The organism is Skermanella stibiiresistens SB22 (genome assembly GCF_000576635.1).
GTDB lineage: Bacteria > Pseudomonadota > Alphaproteobacteria > Azospirillales > Azospirillaceae > Skermanella > Skermanella stibiiresistens.
The window spans coordinates 21,594-41,430 of the sequence record NZ_AVFL01000014.1; the positions used below are offsets into that span (position 1 = coordinate 21,594).

Genomic DNA, 19,837 nt, shown 5'->3' on the forward strand with positions numbered 1-19,837 from the left:
TCAACGGATTGGAGTACCAGACTTATGCGAAGCGTCAATATCAACCAGCGTGATTCGATCGAATCCTGCTATTCCCGCGACAACTTCATCCATGACGCGGGGGTCAACGCCCGCGCCCGTGAATCGGTGATGCACGGCGTCCGGATCCTGTCTGCGCCCGACGGCGATGGTGCCTTCAAACTGATCAAGGCCCAGCACAGCATCGCCGAGGACGCCCATGATCAGGACGCGCTATTCCTCTATGCCGTCCGTGACGATGACAACACGTGGTTCGACAAGTCCGAGCCCGACGCCCAAAAAGCCGTGCACGCCAAGGCTAATCCGGTGGACTTGGACAAGCTCTACAGCGATTTCATCGACCGCGTGATCGCGACGGCCAAGGGTGCCCATTTCCAGGATGCGATCGGCAAGGGGGAGAGCCGGCTGAAGGGCTTCCACGGCGGCTGACGGCGTGGCACCGTATGGTCACACCGCCTATCGATTGATGCAATCTTACATCAGTCGCCCACTTGCGCGCCGTTTCACAAAAATGCCCTCACTTCGGAACCGTTTTATTGGGCATTGTGCCATCCGTCGATGATCAGTGATTTGTGGAAGAGGGCGAGATGGCGCGGTACAGGTTGCAGGAGTTCCTGACGCAGGAGATTCCCGATCTCCTACTGATGGACATCGCCTTTCATTGGCAGGCCAATGACAACCCCGCGCCGACCGGTCAACTCACCAGCCAGATGCGGAACGCGTCTTTGGCGGAACACCCCGGCATGGAGGTCGATCGCACCATCCGCCTGGTGGTCAACAACCTGCGAACCATGGTCGACGGCGTCGTCGGCCGTGTCCGCGAGATCTCGACCGACTGGTGCGTCGGGGTTCCGACCGCGGCGCTCTGATGCTTCCCCAGGGAATCAGAACGTGACCGCCACCGGCTGGCGTTCGACGGCCTCGTTCGTCTCGAACAGCGCGTCGGGCCGAAAGGCGAAGGCGCGCGCGACGAAGACGCTCGGCACCGTTTCCAACGCGGTGTTATAGGCGAGCACCGCGTCGTTGTAGTGCTGGCGCGCGAAGGCGATGCGGTTCTCGGTCGAGCCCAGCTCCTCCTGGAGGGCCAGCATGTTGGTGCTGGCCCGCAGTTCCGGTGTTGATTCCGCCAGCGCGAAGAGTGAGTGGAGCGAGCGGCCCAGCGCCTCCTCGGCGGCGGCCCGCGCCGGCACGTTCGATCCGGCGGCGGCGGCCCGGTCGCGGGCGCTGACGATGGTGTCGAAAATACCCCGCTCATGCGCCATGTAGCCTTTGACGCTCGACACCAGATTGGGGATCAGGTCGTAACGCCGCTTCAACTGGACGTCGATCTGGGACCAAGCGTTCCGCACGCGGTTCCGCAGCGTCACCAGACCGTTGTAGAGGTAGATCGGGTAGAGGACGGCGACCGCGACGATCACCAGGACCAGCCAACCACTCATGCTTGTTGTTTCCTAGGTTAGAAGGGCGGCGGTGACGACCAAGCCGAACGAGAGACTGGCGACGACGGTGCCGGCCGTCAGCATGCCGACCAGCACCAGGATCATGCCGACCAGCGGCCCCAATATCAGCGACAGCACGCCATAGCCGAGCACTCGGCCCGGAGTGATCCGGTTCGTCCAGCCGACCAGCCCGGAGCCCTGGGCCTTCATGCGGCCGACACGGGCGGCGAGGGAGGGCTGGATCGAATCCGCGATGCCGCGGCGCGTCGAGAAGCCTTTGGCGTTGGGGCCGGTGTCGTGACCGGCGGCATGGACGAACAGGTAATCGCGCGCCTCCCCGCCCTCGGGGATGGAACCCAGCTTGCCCAGCGCGCTTTCCAGCGCCTCCGGATTGCGGGTCAGCTGGACGGCGGTGCTGTCGGCCAGATACCGGCGTGTCCGCCACAGCGCCGCCAGCGGCCAGCCGAGGAAGAACAGTGTCCAGAGCTGGAGGATGAGCTTCTGCATGATGGCGATCAGCATCACCAGCAGCAGCGGAAACATCAGGATCAGCCTCAACGTCTTGAACCGCCCTTCGGATAGGTTCCGGTTGATCTCCTCCGTGGCGTCGGTGGAGAGCCCAGCCTCGACCGAGTGCAGAGCCTCCGCGACCCTCGCCGGCGCCGGGTTGGGATGAACGACCACGGTTCCCAAGGACGCCAGCGCCTTCCAGGCCGACCAGCGGAACGGCAGGTCGAGGATCGTCAGGAAGAAGCCCTTGACCTGGAAGACCGCGACCAGCGACCGCATCACCGCGAGATCGCCGTTGCCGACCGACCCGACCAAATGACCGATGATCCCGACGGTCTCGTCCCGGCTCAGCGTGTCGAGCAGGCCGCGCGTCACCAGCAGCGTCGCGTGATCGTGCGAGGTGCCGATCGCGGCGGCGTTGACGGTGGGGCTGTCCACCAGCAGCACGCGGGGAGCGGGCAGGCCGGCGGCGATCGCGACCTCCTCGACGATGTTGGAGAGCTGCTTTTCCTCGAGGTCGCCCGGGCGGGGCGGCCGGGCCCGCAGCGCCTCCGCCAGATCCTCGGCGCCATCCCGCCGCGCCAACCGCTGGAAGCCGATCCATAGCAGGGCCGACAACGCCAGCCCGGGCAGGAAGGCCGGGAGTAGGTCGGCCAAGCGCTCGGCCATCACGGTGTGGTCGTGCCAAGTCTCCAGCTTGTCCAGGTTGTCCGTCACCAAGCCCAGGAGGTCGAGTTTCGCCGCTGCCCATTGGCCGATCCCGACCGCCGCGTCATTGGCCGCCTGGGGGAAGATGCCGAGCGCGGCGATCAGGTTGAGGATGCCACCCAGCGACAGCATGACGAAGGGACCGGCGATGGCGCCTGTCACCAGTCCCATGGTGGCGGCGATGGCGAGGCAGATCGCGGCCAATCGCCAGGTTCCGCGCCGGCGCCGCGCCTGTTCGTCATGGAAGCTGACGCGCTCACCGGCGGAAAGCGGAACCGCCATTCCAGTCATCGACATGGCCGCCAGATCTCCTTCCAGGAGCCCGCTCGCCGATCCAAAGTCTTGGGGCAAGTCGCGTCAGAGTGGCGCCTAGGCCTCTTGGCCGTCCATGTCTATGAAGAAGGGGGCCACGAAGGAGGGATTACCATGGGGAGCGATATCTTTATGGGTGGTTTCACCGATTGGATGAACTGTTTTCCGGGCTCCCTTGTTCATCCATCAGAACCTTATTGGAGGAAAGAACCATGGCCAAGGGTATGAAGATGAAGACGCTCGCGGCGATCGTCGCCTTGCCGCTCGTCCTGTCGGCCTGCGCGGAGACGATCGGCGCCGGTGCCGGCGCCGCGGTGGGCAACCAGTTCGGCAAGGGCAGCGGCAAGACGGCGGCGACCATCGGTGGCGCCGCCGCCGGTGCCGCGATCGGTCACTCGATCGGCAACTGAGGCTTGGGGTCGACCGACGAGTGGACTGACATCCGCTCGTCGTCACCCAAGATTTCGTAGACCGTGACCGGCGCTCCCCCGTTCATCACGAACCGTTCGAACGGGTACTGGTGGTGGACGGGGTGCTGGTCGTAGAACTTGAACTCTCGGTATCCACTGGCGAGTTCCGCGTCCAGCATGTCGCGGACATCCTGGCGAAGCGCTCGGTGGAAGATGCCGTCCTCGATGATGATGAAGCGCGGGCGGCTGTCGAGGATCCGGCGCATTTCTTCAGCGGGTTCCTCCCAGGTGCAGCCGTCACGCCCTGGAGCCGTGAAGTGCGGCATGCCGGTGAAGGCGAAGCGGGTTGGGATCTCCGCCCCCGTCAGGAAGTAGATCGCCGGCTGGAACCCCACGACATAGACCGCCTCCCCCTGCTTCAGCATTGGCTTGAGGTCAGCCGCGACCCGCCGTGGGGTGTCCCCGGCCCAAGGGTCGCCAGTCAGCCGGTCCTTGACGATATAGATGCTGTGCATCAACGGATCCTTGGCGATCGCGAACACCGTCAGGCCACCCAGCACCGTCAGCAGCGCCGCCTTGGCGCGCCGGTTGGGCAACCCGGCCAACAGGCCGCGGGCGAGCGCCACGCCGCAGAGCAGCGATAGCGGTGGCAGGAACTGCAGCAGGTAATGGTCGGAACCGATCCGCAGGAACAGCTGGCATAGCATCACGGCGCCGGTCCAAACCGCCAGGAACACCACCGACCGCTTCTCCGCCGCGTCGCGGACCAGCCAGCGCGCCAGGACACAGGCCAGCAGCGCAGCGATCCAGAGGGGTGTCTGCTCCGCCATCGCGCGCAGCATGGCATCCCATTCGATGCCGCGAGCGCCGCCGTAGAAGACGCGGTGGGCCTGGATATTGGCGGCGAACCAAGCGTCCCAGTCGCCCAGGACGACATAGAGCGCCACGACAACCAGGGTCGGGACGAGAGTCATGACGCCGAGCAACGCCAAGGGCTTCAGGCTGGCCCGCGCGTGGCCGGGCAGATCGCGCCAGGTCGGCGTCGTCAGGATGAAGTAGCCGGCCAGGAACGCCAGCATGTCGAACAGCACGGACTGCTTGATCTGGATGCCGATGCCCAGCACCAGCCCCGCGACCGCCATGGTCCCGAGCCCCGGCGGCATCCGGATCCGGGCCGACCGCAGCACCAGCAGCAGGGCCAACACCGCGCAGGCGTTGTGGAAGATCTCGCCCTGGAACGCCATGCCGCCGTCGGCCAGGCTGAAGATGACATAGGCGAGGCCGGCGGTGACGCCGATCGCCCGGCTATCGCCTTCGAACAGCGTCGCCGCGATCCGGCTCAGCATCCAGGCGGTCAAACCCACGGTCACGCTGGATCCGATCCGGCTCAGGATCACCGGGTCGTAGGTCGTCATGGTGAACGGTGTCGCCAGCGCGAACAGTCCGAATGGCTTGAGGTCGCAGACAGTCGTGGAGGGCAGGTGGCCCTTGGCGAACTCCGAGCCCATCAGCAGGTACATGCTCTCGTCGAAGTTCAAGGCGGAGTAGAGCAGTGCCGGCGAGCGAAGCACGATGGCCACGATCACGAAGCCCAGCGCCCAGGCGAGCGAATGCCATAATGGCTCGCCCTGGGCCGGTTCATGCCGGATCGTGTCCGGTTGGGGAGTGTTGATGCGCATGGATCCAGCTTTTTGGGAATCAGAACTCATGTTCAATAGATCAGGGGCCTAACACTTGGACTTCGCCGGTCATATCCCGATGCGTACAACAGTGTTAATCCCAACCAAGGGGACGATAACCAAAAAGTAGAGACAAGTGATTGTGGCGGTGACGTGTTCATTTCGAGCTTGTTTCCCATAACCATACCCAAACTGTCATGTTTCCGTCAAATCACCGCCCCGCTGTCATGTCCTCGCCGCCGTGAATTTATTACGGAATAAAACGAGGAATCGTGAACAGCGCCATTCTGCTTGATGAGCGGAGACATTTTTTCGACAGCTACTCAAATCCTGGAACAGAACTTCCATTGTAGTGGTTAACAGGCTCGCTTGCAGGCGGCCAGCTTCGGGCAGGAGAGAATTGATGCTGAATGAACCGTTGCCCGGCCCGGCGAAAACAGATGATAGGAGTTGTTATGAGTTGGGCAGGTCCCTTCCAGATCGAAATCGGTAAGACAAAGTATAAAGACACACCAGCTTTCTCTCCCGCCATGATGCCACAGGTCCAACAGGATCTGCCAGTCTTGGTCTGCTTTTCGCACCTGCGGTGGAACTTCGTTTATCAGCGACCTCAACATTTGATGTCTCGTTTTGCGCGCGACTATCGAGTGTTCTTCGTCGAAGAGCCGATCGACACCGAGAGCCAGACCGCTTGGCTCGACGTTCGCACCGAGGAAGCCGGCGTCCGCGTCGTCGTCCCCCGCCTGCCGGGACGGCGGACACCGGAACAGACGAACGACACCCTCCGGACCTTGCTGGACGAGTTCTTCGCCGCCGAGGGCATCTACGATCCGGTCCTCTGGTACTACACCCCGATGAGCCTGGACTTCACGGATCACCTGAAGGGTGCCGTGACGGTCTATGACTGCATGGACGAGTTGTCGGCGTTCAAAGGCGCTCCGCCGCGCCTGATCGAATGCGAGCGGACGCTGCTGGCCAAAGCCGATCTGGTGTTCACCGGCGGCTATAGCCTGTGGGAAGCCAAGCGGACGCTCCACGCCAACGCCCATCCCTTCCCGAGCAGCGTCGATGTGGCGCATTTCGGCCAAGCCCGTGTGGAGCAGCCCGACCCCGACGACCAAGCCGCCATCCCGCATCCGCGCCTCGGCTTCTACGGCGTGATCGACGAGCGGTTCGATATCGACCTGATCGGGACCATCGCCGAGGCCCGGCCGGACCTGCACTTCGTCTTGGTCGGACCGGTCGTGAAGATCGACCCCGAGACGCTGCCGAAGAACCCCAACATCCACTATCTCGGCCCGAAGGTCTACGACGAGCTGCCGCGCTATCTGGCCGGTTGGGACGTCGCCTTGCTGCCCTTCGCGCTGAACGAGTCGACCCGCTTCATCAGCCCGACCAAGACGCCGGAATATCTGGCCGGCGGCTGCCCCGCGGTGTCGACGCCGATCACCGACGTGGTGCGGACCTATGGCGACACGGGCGTGGTCCGGATCGCCCGGACGCCCGACGAATTCACGGCCGCGATCGACGCGGCGCTCGATGATGCCAAGGACCGGGACCGCCTGCTGGCGACCGCCGACGGTGTGCTGCGGGACATGTCCTGGGACAAGACTTGGAACGAAATGAAGGAGAAGATCGAATGCGCGATTTGACGCCCAACGGTGCCGCCAAGGGTAAAGTCGTTTCCATGCCGAAGCGGACCCGGTTCGCCAACACGCGCTCTGGCTTCGATTATCTGATCGTCGGCGCCGGCTTCGCGGGCAGCGTGCTCGCGGAACGCCTGGCCACCGGACTCGACAAGCGGGTCCTGCTGATCGATCGCCGTCCGCACATCGCGGGCAACGCCTATGACCACTATGACGACGCCGGCATCCTGATCCACCGCTACGGCCCGCACATCTTCCACACGAACTCGCAGCAGGTGGCCTCCTACCTGTCGCGCTTCACCAAGTGGCGGCCGTACGAGCACAAGGTGCTGGCCCATGTCGACAACCAGCTGGTGCCGATCCCGATCAACCTGACCACGCTGGAAAAGCTCTACGGTCTGAAGCTGACGCCGGAGGACGCGGCGGAGTTCCTCAAGTCCAAGGCGGAGCCGGTCGCCGAGATCCGCACCTCCGAGGATGTCGTGGTCAACTCGGTCGGCCGCGAGCTGTACGAGAAGTTCTTCCGCGGCTATACCCGCAAGCAGTGGGGCCTGGACCCGTCGGAGCTGGACAAGTCGGTCACCTCGCGCGTGCCGACCCGGACCAACACCGACGACCGCTATTTCGGTGACAGCTTCCAGCAGATGCCGCTGCATGGCTATACCCGGATGTTCGAGAACATGCTCGACCATCCGAACATCAAGGTCATGCTGAACACCGACTTCGAGGAGGTCCGCCACGAGGTCCAGTACGACAAGCTGATCTATTCCGGCCCGATCGACGAGTTCTTCGACTTCCGTTTCGGCAAGCTGCCCTACCGGTCGCTCAAGTTCCGCCACGAGACGGTCGACCAGGAGAACTTCCAGCCGGTCGCGGTGGTGAACTATCCGTCCGAATCAGTCGCCCATACCCGGATCACCGAGTACAAGCACCTGACCGGACAGGTCAATCCCCGCACCAGCCTGACCTACGAGTTCCCGGCGGATGACGGCGATCCGTACTATCCGGTGCCGCGCCCCGAGAACGCCGAGTTGTACCGCAAGTATCAGGCGCTGGCCGACGCGACGCCGAACGTGACCTTCGCCGGGCGTCTTGGCACCTACCGCTACTACAACATGGACCAGGTGGTCGGTCAGGCGCTGTCCATGTACAACAGGATCGTCGAGGCCGAGGAGCGCGATGGCGCCATCGCCCGGGCGGCCCGCGAGATGATGACCGTCAACGGCGCGCTTCGCGCCGAGGTCGCCCAGCAGGGTGCCGGCGACGACTGAGGATCCGGCGGGGGGCCACGTGCCGGCTCCCCGCCATCCCCTCGTCAGGGGCCGATTACGGCCAAGCAATTTGCGGCCAATCCCTTTATGGAGAGACATCAATGTATAAACCGAAAGCCTTCGGCGGCTTTTTCATGGGCGGGTTCGAGTGCTCGACCCACCGGCGCCATGATGGACGCCGTCTCGACCTGATCGAGGCGACCGGCCACGGCCGTCATTTCGAACAGGACTTCGCCAGCATGACCCGCCATGGGATGCGGACGGTGCGGAGTGGCGTGCGCTGGCATCTGATCGAAACCTCCCCCGGCCAGTTCGACTGGTCGAGCTTCCTGCCAATGCTCCACGCTTCCAGGGCCGCCGGCGTCCAGGTGATCTGGGACCTGTGCCACTACGGCTGGCCGGACGACATCGACATCTGGCAGCCCAACTTCGTCGATCGCTTCGCGAACTTCGCGGCGGCGGTCGCCCAAGTCGTCAAGGACGAGACCGGTGAAGTGCCGTTCTACGCGCCGATCAACGAGATCTCCTACTGGTCCTGGGCCGGCGGCGACAACGCGGCCTTCAACCCGATGGCGCGCGGCCGCGGCACGGAACTGAAGGTGCAGCTGGTCCGCGCGTCCATCGCGGCGATCGACGCGATCCGTGCGGTCGAGCCGCGCGCCCGCTTCGTGCAGATCGACCCCGTGATCAACGTGGTTCCCAAGTCGAAGGCCGACCGCGCCGGGGCCGAGGGCTATCGTCAGGCCCAGTACCAAGCTTGGGACATGCTGACCGGCCGCATCTGGCCGGGGCTCGGCGGCAAGCCGGACTATCTGGACATCGTTGGCGTCAACTACTACTCCGACAACCAGTGGTTCCACGGCGGCGGCATGATCGAGCGGACTGATCCCAACTATCGGCCGTTCCGCGAGATTCTGGCGGAAACCCACAAGCGTTACGGCAAGCCGGTGCTGGTCGCCGAGACCGGAGCCGAGGGCGACCCGCGCGCCAGTTGGTTCCGCTATGTCTGCGACGAGGTCGCGGCGGCGCTGGAGGCCGGCACCCCCGTCGAGGGCATTTGCCTGTACCCCGTCCTCGACTATCCCGGCTGGGCCGACGAGCGCCATTGCGCGACCGGCCTGCTGGGCTTCCCGGACGCCGAGGGCCGCCGCGAGGTCCACGCCCCGTTGGCCGAGGAACTGGCCCGTCAGGAGGCGCGGTTCGAGCGGCTGGGAAGCGCCGAGGAACTGAAGACCGACGCCGCGTGAGCGTTGCCGCCGCGTGAGCGTCCCCGTTGTTATCGACCCCCTGATGATCGAAGCGTGACTGAAGCCGAGGGGGGCGCCGGACTTTCGAGGCGTCCCCCTCCGAGGATTGAAATCGATGCCATTCAGAACAAGAACCAGCGGCCCGCTCCCGAGCCGGCCGTTGAGCTTTCTGATCCGGTACATCAAGGCGCGCCCGTGGCAATTCGGCGTGCTTTTCGGCGTGATCGTGGGCGGCGCCGCGTGCGCCGTCCTTGTCCAATACGGCATGAAGATGCTGGTCGACGCCATGGCCTCGCCCGACAGGGCGACTGCCGACGTCTGGACCCCGCTGATATTCTTCCTGGGACTGATCGCGATCGAGAACGTCCTCTGGCGCACCGGCGGCTGGCTGGGGTGCCGCACGATCGTCTCGACCGGCGTGGACATGCGGCTGGACCTGTTCCAGCACCTGACCGGCCACCCGATGCGGTATTTCTCCGAGCATTTCGCGGGGGCGCTCGGCGGCAGGATCACCGCCACGGCCAACGCCGCCGGCATGATCCTGCGCGGATTGACCTGGAGCATCGTGCCGCCCTCGACCGAGATCATCGGCGCCGTCATCGTGCTGACGACGATCGATTGGCGGATGGGTGTGGCGCTGGCGTTCTTCGTCGTCATCGTGGCCGCCGCGATCATCCTGTTCGGCGTGCGGGGCAAGGATGTCCACCATGACTTCGCCCGCCAGTCGTCCAAGGCTGGTGGCGAGTTGGTCGACGTCGTCTCCAACGTCTGGACGGTCAAGGCGTTCTCCGCCCGGCAGCGGGAGCGCGACCGGCTGGCCGGCGAGCTGGGCGTCGAGGCGGCTTCGGAGCGCCGCAGCTGGATGTACCTGGAGAAGGCGCGCCTGCTCCACGACGGCTGCCTCTGGGTGATGGCCGGCACCATGCTGGTCTGGGCGATCACTCTGTGGCGGGCGGGAAGCATCACGCCCGGCGACGTGGTGATCATCAGCGCCCTGACCTTCCGCATCCTCCATGGTTCCCGCGATCTGGCGCTGGCCTTGGTCAGCACGTCTCAGTATTTCGGCACGATCGCCGACAGCTTGGCCGTGATCGCGCAGCCCCACGGCATCGACGATGTCGGCGACAGCCGGCCGCTCGAGGCGCGCGGCGGCGGCATCGTCTTCGACGACGTGAGCTTCAGCTATCCGGACGGCCGCAAGGTCTTCGACGGCTTCAACCTGCGGATCGAGCCCGGCCAGAAGGTCGGTCTGGTCGGTCCCTCCGGATCGGGCAAGTCGACGCTGATCGGGTTGATCCAGCGGCTGGACGACGCCCAGGAGGGCGCCATCCTGATCGATGGGCAGCGGGTGACCGAGGTCGGGCAGGATAGCCTGAGATCGAAGATCGCCGTGGTGCCGCAGGAGATCGCGCTGTTCCACCGCACGATCATGGAGAACATCCGCTACGGCAAGCCGGACGCCACCGACGAGGAGGTCATCGCGGCGGCCAAGCACGCCTATTGCGACGACTTCATCCGCGAGTTGCCCGAGGGCTACCACACGGAAGTCGGCGAACGCGGCATCCGCCTTTCCGGTGGTCAGCGCCAGCGTTTGGGTATCGCGCGCGCCTTCCTGAAGGACGCGCCGATCCTGATCCTGGACGAGGCGACCTCCGCGCTCGACACCCAGTCGGAGCAGGAGATCCAGATGGCGCTGGCCGATCTGGTCAAGGGGCGGACGGTCCTGGCGGTGGCGCACCGCTTGTCGACCATCTCCAGCTTCGACCGCGTCGTGGTGCTGGTCGATGGCCGGATCGTCGAGGACGGAGCCCCGACGGATCTGCGCCGCCGCGGCGGGATCTTCGACGGCATGTGGCGCCTCCAGGCGGATAGCCTGGTGGAGGCCATGCGGTTGGAGGACGCGGCGGATTGACGCCGCGAGCCGTCCGGAGTCCCCCGGTCAGATCTCCACGGTGAGCAGCCGCATCATGCCCTGGTCCTCGTGCGCCAGGGTATGGCAGTGGAAGACGAAGGGCCCGTCGAAGTCGAGATAGCGGGTGCGCAGGCGCACGCGGCCGGTGGGCGGGACGGTGATGGTGTCCATCCAGCGGCCCTTCGTCACCGGAACCGGCAGACCGTCGGCCTCCAGCACCTGGAACGGATTGATGTGGATGTGGAAGGGGTGCGGATCGTTGGTCTGGTTGGTCAGCACCCATTCCTCCGCCGTGCCGAGCTTGGCGGTGAAGCCCTTTTCGTCTGCCGCGAAGGGTTCGCCGTCGATGGTCCAGGTCCAATTGGGCAGCGTGCCGATCTGGCCGAAGGCGACGCGGCGGCCTCTGACGATCTCTTGATCCTGAATCGGCCGGAGGTGGCCGTCGAAGTCCTTGGCGTAGCTGACGAGCGGTCCCTCATGGAGCTTCATGTTGTCTTTCGCGCCGCCCACCGACACCGTGGCGAGGGAGCCGTAGTCGACGCCGTAGTTGCTCCCGCCTTCCAGTGAATAGACGCCTTTGGTCCCGCTCGCCTTGACCAGGACCTCGGCCCGATTGCCGGGTGCCAGGAATATGGCCTCGCACCGCTCGGTCGTCTCCAGCGGATTGCCGTCGAAGCCCAGCGCGACTAATCCATGACCCTGTAGTCTCAGCGTCAGGAATTTGTTGTGGGTGGCGTTGACCAGCCGCCAACGCTGGACCTCGCCGCGCTTCATGGGGATGTTCGGACGCTTCTGGCCGTTGATGTAGACCTGATTGCCGATATCCAGCGTGGCATAGCTCTCCAGCTGTCCGCGCTTGTCGACCGGCAGGCTTTGGAACAGCATCACCACATCCTTGGCTTTGGCGATCCGCTCGATGGCGTCGACCTTGCCTTCGACGATCAGCGCGCCGGCCATGCCGCTGGCCACTTGCAGCGCCACCGAGCCATGCTGATGGGCGTGGTAGAAATTCAGCCCGCAGGGATGGTTGGCGGGTATCGCGTAGCGGTATCGTTGCGTCTGGCCCGGCTCGACCGTCAACAGCACGTTGTCGGCGGGCGAGCGGGGCGAGACGTGCAGTCCGTGGACATGCATGTTGGTCAAGTTGAAGCCGTGCGGCACGTTGATCCCCGACACGCCCGGAACGGCGGCGCCACCATGATCCGCGTGACCTCCCATGGCTGGCATGGTGGCGCCCGCCGCCGTCGCCACCATCGGCAGCCGGTTGGACAGGTCGAGCGCCAGCGTGTCTCCCGCCTTGACGCGGAGCGTGCTCGGGCGGGGTCCGCCGCCATATCCGCGCAACGCCACCTGCCGGCCGGCGAGCGCGTAGTAGCCATAGACCGCGTCGATCGCGACGTCGAGCTGGTGGGCACCCGAGGCGGTCCGCTCGTCCTTGGGCGTGATCAGGTCGTCGGGTCCGGGTTCGACGCCTGATTGATCGTCCCCCTTGCCCGGCAGGCAAGCGGCCAGCGCCAGCGTGGCGGCGCCGGCCAGCAGGGCGCGCCGGCCGAACGCCGGCGTGGAGACGCGGCGGATCATATCGAAATTGTCGTCCATGGACGTGTCCCCCGCCTCAACCCTGGCCGAAGCCGGCGTGAATTTGGTCGGCGGCGCGGAGCGCCAAGCCCGCCGCCGTCATCGACGGCGATACGATGCCGGTGGTCGGATAGACGCCCGTCCCGATGATGTGGAGGTTCGGGTGATCGTGCGACTGGCAGAAGGGGTCGACCACCGATGTCTTGGAGCAGGCGCCCATCCGAGTGGTGCCGGCGATCACCGCCGTCTCCACATCGGGTTCGGGCTGCTGCCACGTATCCTCGGGAATTCCCATCTTCCGGAAGATCGCCTGGTGCATCTGGCGGGCGACCGCGATGCCGCGATCGGTGTACTCGTCCCAGCCGAAGGTCACCTTGGGGCGCGGGATGCCCATGGCGTCCGGGTTGGCGAAATCGGCGACCACCCGGTTGGCGTCGTTCGGCAACACGTCGACCATGCTGCCCAAAGTCACCTCGCGCGCGGTCTGCCTCGCCATCTCGGCCGCCAGTTCGGCGCCGAACACGCCTTGCTGGATCAGCTTTTCCGCCCGCTGCGCCGGACCCAGCGTCGCGTTCCAGCCACCATTGACGAAGTTGGTCGCTATCGCGCCATGGGTCGCGCGGAAACCGCCATCGCGCAGCGACTTGAGTCCGCCGGTGGCGCTGACCGGACCGCGGTAGGGGAAGGTCGCTTCCGGGGCCAGTCCCAGGGTGTTGACGTCGGCCAAGGCGATCAGGTTTCGGCCGACCATGCCAGACGAGTTGGCGACACCTTTGGGCGTGCGTTCCCCGGTCGAGATCAGCAGGAGTTTGGGCGTCTCGATCGCGTGTGCGGCGAGGATGTAGCGGGTGCCGATCGCGCGGCCTTCCCAGCCATCGGGATGGCTATAGAGCAAGCCGGTTACCCTGCCGTCCGCGCCCGTCTCGATCCGGTGGACGACGCGCTTGTCCAGGACGCGGGCGCCGAGCTGTTCGGCCTTGGTGACATGGGCGCTGGCGTCGTACTTGGCGGCGATCGGACAGATGAAGCGGCAGGACGCGTTGCCGCAGCACTGCGGCCGGCCATCGTGTGGGACGGAGTTGCGCGCGTGCGGATAGGGGCCATAGGCCAGCATGCCGGCCTTGAACTCGCTTCCGGCGCACTGATAGGTGAAGTCGATCCCCTCCGTCGCCGAACCGATCCGCGTGTCGGAATAGGTCATCGGCACCCTTGGCAATGGAAACGTCTCGCCCCGCCGGTCGGGGCCGATGTAGTCCGACGCGTCGCCGGCGACTCCCCATTCCTGTTCGACCCGCTGGTAATAGGGCAACATGTCGTCGTAGGAGATCGGCCAGTCGACACCGACGCCATAGGCCGACCACATGCGGAAGTCGTTGGGGTAATGGCGCTCGGCGTGACCTGTCCAATGCCAGGACGTTCCGCCGACGCCCCGGAGATAGAGCCCCTGGAACGTCTTCGCTCCCGCCTGGACATAGTAGTTGTAGTAGTTGTTCTCGTCCGGCTGCGGTGTGTAGGGAGGGTTCTCGTAGGGGGCGTTCGATCCCTTGGTCGGCGATGCCCGAAAACGCTGCACGGCCTCGACCCGGTCGATCCGGGGGCCGGAGTCCAGGACGATGACCGAATGTCCGAACTTCCTCAGCGCGTAGGCGGCGAGGCCGCCGACGACACCGGCGCCGACGATGACGACATCGGCGGAGACGGTCTCGACGACTGGCCCGCGCTCCGTGGGTGGGGAGTGATCCATGGCTTGACCCCTTACGCGCGGTTCTTCGAGGATGGGACGTTCACGGCCAGCCCGGTGGTTGGCGGTACCCAGGCGTGCTGCCAGTATCCGAACTCTCCGCCGCAGGTGACCGGAGGCTTGGTGAAAGCGCAGGCGCGCCACATCAGGGCGTCGTCGTAGAAGAGCACCGGACCGCCCACGGTGGCGCTCGCCCCCGTGTACCAAGTGGATGTCAGCGCCTGAGCGACCGGCAGCAGGCCGTGCTCGACCATCACATCCTTCAGGGGGCGGTCGGGCGGCGCGTTGGCGACCACCTGGACCAAGGTTTCGAGGGTGGGCAGCCCATGGACGGGGACCAAGGCGTCCCAGACGGTTCGCGCCAAGTCCAGGTATGAGGCATCCAGCTCGATGCCGGTCAGTTTCGACGAGATCGCCAGAAAGGGCGTGATGGCCTTGCCGGGAGCCCCGGCCATCGCGCCCAAGGCGCTGGCGGGCGCCAGGGCCAGGGCGACGCCGCCGGCCAGTCCGGTGAGCACATCGCGGCGGGTTGGTTCCTTCGCTGGGGACGCCTGCGCGTCGGACATGCTGCTCTCTCCCCGTTTGGCCTATGTCTAATTGGAGACCTATCTACCCCATACGGTATATCCGTCAAGGTTTTTTGCCCTTATTGCGGGCATATCATGGCGCTGGATCCATCGATTTGATCGCAAGGGCCTTTGGCGGTTCTCTGACGCGATCGGCATTCCAAACGCCCGGGAGTTGATCGAGGTTAATGACTCCGTGAGCATCGTGGGATATGCCTGCCGCCACAGCTGGACGGTGGGGGTCGGGCTGGTGATCTTGTTTGCGGGAGGGAAGAATGACAGCTGCCAGGAATCATGGCGCGGCCCGGATCGGCGGGAAGGTCGGTACACCCGACCTGACGGCGGACCGGATGCGGCGGATCTTCGATGCGTCGACGGACCAATCCCTGTTTACCGTCGCTCGAGCGACGCGCAACCTCGACATGCTGATCCAGTGCGGCAACGCCATGGCCGAGGGCTGGCGGGCGATCCTGGAGGAATGGTCCAGCACCACTCTCGAGGTGACGAGAAGGAACATGAGCGACGCCGGGCGTTTGGCCGAGTGCCGGTCGTTGGATGCCCTACTGTCTTGCCAAAGTGACATCGTGCGCGATCGGATCGAGATCGCCCAGGAAAGCCAAGCTCGGATTTCGGAGGTCTCCTCGCGCATGGCGAACGGCTCGCTGGCGTGGATCAACGATCTGTCTTCCGCCGTCACCGCCGACATGGAGGCGTTGAGTAATGCCGGTGACAACCTTCGGGAGACGGAGGCGGCGGCCGTTAGGGTCGGCCAAGCGCTCGCCGGCTGACCGATGGCGCCATCGAATTCTCCGGCAATGACCTGAAACGATTGAGCTTCTAGCGCGTTTCACCCTTTTCGGGGCTCATGTCCCGATCCTAGGACGAGGGAGAGACGCGTGCCCGAGCCGGTGCCGATGAAGAAGCTGCTGACAGGCATCCCGGAACTGGATTTCGTCCTGCGTGGAGGTCTGCCTTGTCATAGGCTTCATCTGCTCGAGGGCGCGCCCGGCGCTGGCAAGACGACCATCGCCATGCAATTCCTGCTGGAAGGTAGGGAGCGGGGAGAGAAGGGTCTCTACATAACCCTGTCGGAATCGACGGACGAACTGCAGGCTGCGGCGGCCAGCCATGGCTGGACCCTGGACGGCATCGACCTGTTCGACCTGATCCCAATCGAGGCGGAACTGGATCGACAGCAAACCGTACTCTATCCGTCCGAGGTGGAATTGGGCGAGACGATGCGGCTGATCACCGACCGCATCGCCGAGGATCAGCCGGATCGTGTCGTGATCGACAGTCTGTCGGAACTGCGTCTGATCGCGCAGGACCAGCTTCGCTACCGCCGGCAGATCCTCGCCTTGAAACAGGCGCTCCAAGGCCGCGACTGCACCACGCTGGTGCTCGACGACCTGACCAGCCATGTCGGAAGCAAGGAACTGCACAGCCTGATGCATGGCGTCATCTCGCTGGAGATGATCGAGCGGTCGTATGGGGCGTCCCGCCGGCGCCTGCGTATCGCCAAGATGCGGGGCACCGATTACCAAAGCGGCTGGCACGACTTCGCCATCACGCCTGGCGACGTCCTGGTGTTTCCCAGCCTGATCGCCGAGGAGCATGGCGCCGAATTCGAACCAACCACCATGTCGAGCGGGCTCAAGGAACTCGACGACCTGCTGGGCGGCGGCTTGACACGGGGAACCACGACCATGCTGGTCGGCCCCTCCGGCGCCGGCAAATCCTCCTTGGCGTTGCAATTCATCATGTCGGCGGTGCGGGCTGGCGATCACGCCGCCTATTTCTCCTTCGACGAAACCTACAATACCTTGTCCCGCCGCAGTGTCGCCCTGGGCATCGACATCACCGAACCGATCGAATCGGGCAAACTCTCCTGGCGGCGCGCCAATCCGTCCAGGCTGTCTCCCGGCGAGTTCGTCTGGCAGGTCCGGCGCGAGGTGGAGGATAATCAAGCCCGGGTCGTCGTGATCGACAGCCTCAACTCCTATCTCAGCACCATGCCGGAGGAGAACGCGCTCATCCTCCAGATGCACGAGTTGCTCACGTATCTCAACAATCAGGGCGTGATCACGATCCTGATCCTGGCCCAGCAGGGCATCATCGGAGACGTGGAGAATCCAGTCGACCTCTCGTTCATGAGCGACGCCGTGGTGTTGCTGCGCTTCTTTGAAGCCGGCGGAGAGGTCAGGAAGTCGATTTCCGTCGTCAAGCGGCGCACCGGAATCCATGAACTGGCTATTCGGGAGTTCCAACTGTTCCCCAATGGCATGCGGGTCGGACCGCGGCTGCTCGACTTCCAAGGCGTGCTGACAGGGGTTCCAACCTATCGAGGGACGCTCGACCCCCTGGTCGACGGCGAGGGAGAGATCGACTGAACGATCCTCCCTTGCCCAATTCGATCGTCGTCCTGGCGCCCGAGGGGCGCGACGCGGAAGTGATCCGGCTCGTCCTGGACGATGCCGGCATGGCGTCACGCGTCTGCGCCGATCTGGCGGAACTCTGCGCCGTCCTGGATCAGGATGCCACCGCGGTGCTGTTGACGGAGGAGGCGCTGGCGTCCGGCGTCGTGGGGCTGCTTGAAGTCCTGGAGGCGCAACCGCCTTGGTCAGATATGCCGATCATCCTGCTCACCTCGCAGGGAAGCCGCAAAGGGCACCGGTCACGCTGGGAGTTGTTCAGCAGCCTTGGCAACGTCACCATACTCGACCGCCCGCTACCCGCCGACATCCTGAAAAGCGCCGCGAGGGCGGCTGAAAGGTCGCGCCGACGGCAATACCGGACCCGATCCCACCTCCGGCAGATAGAGGAGGCAGCGGCCAAGCTCGAGGTGCGGGTGGAGGAGCAGAGCCGCGACCTCGAGACGGAAATGACGCAACGTCAGCGCGTCGAGGAGGCGTTGCGGCAAGCACAGAAGATGGAGGCGGTCGGTCAGTTGACCGGCGGTGTCGCCCACGATTTCAACAACCTGCTCCAAGCGATACTGGGTAATCTCGACATGCTCCAGGATGGCTTGACCGGGCGGGACGACATGGTGCGCCATGTCCGCTCCGCCATCCAGGCGGGCGAGCGCGCGGCTACGCTGACCCGACGGCTGCTGGCTTTCGCGCGGCGCCAACCGCTGACGCCCCGCAGCCTCAACCTCAACGCGCTGGTCGGCGGAATGCAGGAGCTGGTGCAACGCTCCGTCGGCGAGACGATCCAGGTCGAGGCGGTGCTGGCGGGTGGCTTATGGCGGACCTGGGCCGACGCGAACCAAGTCGAGAACGCCCTGCTGAACCTCGCCATCAACGCCCGCGACGCGATGCCGGATGGGGGCCGGCTGACCATCGAAACCGGCAACGGGCATTTGGACGACGCCTATGTGGCGGCCGAGATCGGATTGCGGCCGGGACAATATGTCGTGCTGTGCGTGACCGACACCGGAATCGGAATGCCGCCCGACGTGCTTGCGCGCGCCTTCGAGCCATTCTTCACGACCAAGCCGATCGGGCAGGGTACCGGGCTGGGGCTCAGCCAGCTCTATGGGTTCGCCCGTCAGTCCGGCGGCCATGTCGCGATATACTCGGAGGAAGGGCAGGGTACCACGGTCAAGCTGTACCTGCCGCGCCATCACGGCTCCGCTCCCGAGGAGGCCGTGGCGGCGATACCCGAACCCCGGCGCGCCGACGACGGCGAGACGATCCTGGTGGTCGAGGACGAAGGGCTGGTCCGGATGCTGCTGGTGCAATCCCTGGAGGATCGTGGCTACCGGGTGATCGAGGCACCCGATCCCCAGACCGCCATCAAAATCCTGGGGACGGATGCCAAGCTCGACTTGCTGGCCACCGACGTCGGGCTTCCAGGCATGAATGGGCGGCAGCTCGCCGAGATCGCGCGCCGGAGCAGGCCGGAACTCGCGGTCCTGTTCCTGACCGGCTACGCCCATAACGCGGCGCTCGGCGACGAGGCTCTGGAACCGAACACCCAGCTTCTCAGCAAGCCCTTCGCGGTCAGGGCCCTGCTCGCTAAGGTGCGCGCCATGCTGGATAGTCGAGCCGATGGCTGATCGGTCTAGATGGCTTTCCCCACCAGCGCGCCGGCCACGGCCGACAGCGCCATGGCGAAGGCGCCCCAAAACGCCACCCGCAACGTCGGCTTGAGCATGCCGGCGCCGCCCGCCCGTGCCCCAAAGGCTCCGAGCACCGCGAGGAAGATTAGCGAGGCGGCGGAGACGGCTGGAACGATCCATGCCACTGGGGCCACGACCGCGGTCAGGATGGGAAGGATGGCGCCAACCGAGAATGTCGCGGCGGAGGTCAGAGCCGCCTGGATCGGGCGTGCCGTCGTGACCTCCGAGATGCCCAACTCGTCGCGCGCGTGGGCGCCAAGCGCGTCCTTCTCCATGAGCTGGACCGCCACCTGCCTGGCGAGCGCGGGTTCCAGGCCGCGACCCACGTAGATGCGCGCCAGTTCGGCCGTCTCCAGGGCGGGGTCCTGCGCCAGCTCGGCCCGCTCCCGCGCGAGATCGGCCCGCTCGGTGTCGGATTGGGAACTGACCGAGACGTATTCTCCGGCGGCCATCGACATCGAGCCAGCAACCATGCCGGCGACGCCCGCGACCAGGATCTCGCTGGAGGAATGTGCGGCCGACGCGACGCCGACGATCAGGCTGGCGGTCGAGATGATCCCATCGTTGGCGCCGAGCACCGCCGCGCGAAGCCATCCGATGCGGTTGACGAGGTGGTTCTCGGCATGGGATCGGGCCTGCATGGCAGTCCTTTGGCGTGGTTCTCGGGTCTAGCCCAG

At 65.3% G+C, this 19,837-nt stretch carries 17 protein-coding genes; 10 read left to right on the forward strand and 7 right to left on the reverse strand.

All coding sequences use genetic code 11. The annotated features are described in order from the left end of the window. The first annotated feature begins 24 nt into the window (after nucleotides 1-24). Both N825_RS18745 and N825_RS18750 read left to right on the forward strand, forming a co-directional pair. Complete coding sequence (locus N825_RS18745; protein ID WP_037455387.1) at nucleotides 25-447, forward strand: hypothetical protein; 423 nt, start codon at nucleotides 25-27, stop codon at nucleotides 445-447. A gap of 158 nt (nucleotides 448-605) precedes the next feature. Next, entirely contained in the window at nucleotides 606-887 is a 282-nt protein-coding gene (locus tag N825_RS18750; protein ID WP_037455389.1) for a hypothetical protein, read from the forward strand. 15 nt (nucleotides 888-902) lie between these two features. On the opposite strand, the gene N825_RS18755 is transcribed toward N825_RS18750, so the two are convergent. Both N825_RS18755 and N825_RS18760 read right to left on the reverse strand, forming a co-directional pair. Beyond that, nucleotides 903-1,457, reverse strand: coding sequence for a LemA family protein (locus N825_RS18755; protein WP_037455391.1), 555 nt, complete (start codon nucleotides 1,455-1,457; stop codon nucleotides 903-905). Between the two features lie 12 nt (nucleotides 1,458-1,469). Continuing rightward, nucleotides 1,470-2,972 (reverse strand): M48 family metalloprotease, encoded by a 1,503-nt coding sequence (locus tag N825_RS18760; protein ID WP_037455394.1) that lies wholly within the window; start codon nucleotides 2,970-2,972, stop codon nucleotides 1,470-1,472. A gap of 227 nt (nucleotides 2,973-3,199) precedes the next feature. Between N825_RS18760 and N825_RS18765 the strand changes: the two genes are divergently transcribed. After that, nucleotides 3,200-3,397, forward strand: a complete 198-nt coding sequence (locus N825_RS18765) for a glycine zipper 2TM domain-containing protein (RefSeq protein ID WP_051512572.1) — start codon at nucleotides 3,200-3,202, stop codon at nucleotides 3,395-3,397. Here N825_RS18765 and N825_RS18770 read toward each other — a convergent pair. Next, nucleotides 3,379-5,076 carry a hypothetical protein gene (locus N825_RS18770; protein WP_037455396.1) on the reverse strand — a complete coding sequence of 566 codons (1,698 nt, stop codon included), beginning with the start codon at nucleotides 5,074-5,076 and terminating at the stop codon, nucleotides 3,379-3,381. The two genes, N825_RS18765 and N825_RS18770, sit on opposite strands and share 19 nt — an antisense overlap. 647 nt (nucleotides 5,077-5,723) lie before the next feature. On the opposite strand from N825_RS18770, the gene N825_RS18775 reads away from it, so the two are divergent. The 4 genes from N825_RS18775 to N825_RS18790 all read left to right on the forward strand — a co-directional run bounded on the left by N825_RS18775 (nucleotide 5,724) and on the right by N825_RS18790 (nucleotide 11,152). Then, nucleotides 5,724-6,728, forward strand: a complete 1,005-nt coding sequence (locus N825_RS18775; protein WP_245613165.1) for a glycosyltransferase — start codon at nucleotides 5,724-5,726, stop codon at nucleotides 6,726-6,728. After that, a complete protein-coding gene (gene glf, locus N825_RS18780; protein WP_245613166.1) occupies nucleotides 6,716-7,993 on the forward strand; it encodes a UDP-galactopyranose mutase in 1,278 nt (425 codons plus the stop codon). Before N825_RS18775 ends, glf begins: the two co-directional genes overlap by 13 nt. Nucleotides 7,994-8,094: 101 nt before the next feature. After that, entirely contained in the window at nucleotides 8,095-9,240 is a 1,146-nt protein-coding gene (locus N825_RS18785; protein ID WP_037455401.1) for a glycoside hydrolase family 1 protein, read from the forward strand. A 160-nt stretch (nucleotides 9,241-9,400) separates the two neighbouring features. Further along, nucleotides 9,401-11,152, forward strand: a complete 1,752-nt coding sequence (locus tag N825_RS18790; RefSeq protein WP_245613167.1) for an ABC transporter ATP-binding protein — start codon at nucleotides 9,401-9,403, stop codon at nucleotides 11,150-11,152. A 27-nt stretch (nucleotides 11,153-11,179) separates the two neighbouring features. On the opposite strand, the gene N825_RS18795 is transcribed toward N825_RS18790, so the two are convergent. Genes N825_RS18795 through N825_RS18805 form a run of 3 tightly spaced genes read right to left on the reverse strand, consistent with a single transcriptional unit; the run spans nucleotide 11,180 to nucleotide 15,037 of the window. Then, a complete protein-coding gene (locus N825_RS18795) occupies nucleotides 11,180-12,751 on the reverse strand; it encodes a multicopper oxidase family protein (RefSeq protein WP_051512573.1) in 1,572 nt (523 codons plus the stop codon). A gap of 16 nt (nucleotides 12,752-12,767) precedes the next feature. Then, a complete protein-coding gene (locus N825_RS18800; protein ID WP_037455404.1) occupies nucleotides 12,768-14,474 on the reverse strand; it encodes a GMC oxidoreductase in 1,707 nt (568 codons plus the stop codon). 11 nt (nucleotides 14,475-14,485) lie between these two features. Further along, complete coding sequence (locus N825_RS18805; protein ID WP_037455406.1) at nucleotides 14,486-15,037, reverse strand: sugar dehydrogenase complex small subunit; 552 nt, start codon at nucleotides 15,035-15,037, stop codon at nucleotides 14,486-14,488. 275 nt (nucleotides 15,038-15,312) lie between these two features. Here N825_RS18805 and N825_RS18810 point away from each other — a divergent pair, with 275 nt between their 5' ends. From N825_RS18810 to N825_RS18820, 3 genes are all read left to right on the forward strand, one after another. Further along, complete coding sequence (locus N825_RS18810) at nucleotides 15,313-15,825, forward strand: phasin family protein (protein ID WP_037455408.1); 513 nt, start codon at nucleotides 15,313-15,315, stop codon at nucleotides 15,823-15,825. Nucleotides 15,826-15,933: 108 nt separating this feature from the next. Then, the gene (locus N825_RS18815) at nucleotides 15,934-17,427 is read left to right on the forward strand and encodes an ATPase domain-containing protein (RefSeq protein WP_037455411.1); all 1,494 of its coding nucleotides are present in this window, start codon (nucleotides 15,934-15,936) and stop codon (nucleotides 17,425-17,427) included. 11 nt (nucleotides 17,428-17,438) lie between these two features. Then, nucleotides 17,439-19,097, forward strand: a complete 1,659-nt coding sequence (locus N825_RS18820; protein ID WP_198038550.1) for a response regulator — start codon at nucleotides 17,439-17,441, stop codon at nucleotides 19,095-19,097. A 5-nt stretch (nucleotides 19,098-19,102) separates the two neighbouring features. Here N825_RS18820 and N825_RS18825 read toward each other — a convergent pair whose 3' ends face one another. Then, on the reverse strand, nucleotides 19,103-19,801 hold the full coding sequence (locus N825_RS18825; RefSeq protein WP_037455417.1) for a VIT1/CCC1 transporter family protein: 699 nt from the start codon (nucleotides 19,799-19,801) through the stop codon (nucleotides 19,103-19,105). Nucleotides 19,802-19,837 lie beyond the last annotated feature (36 nt).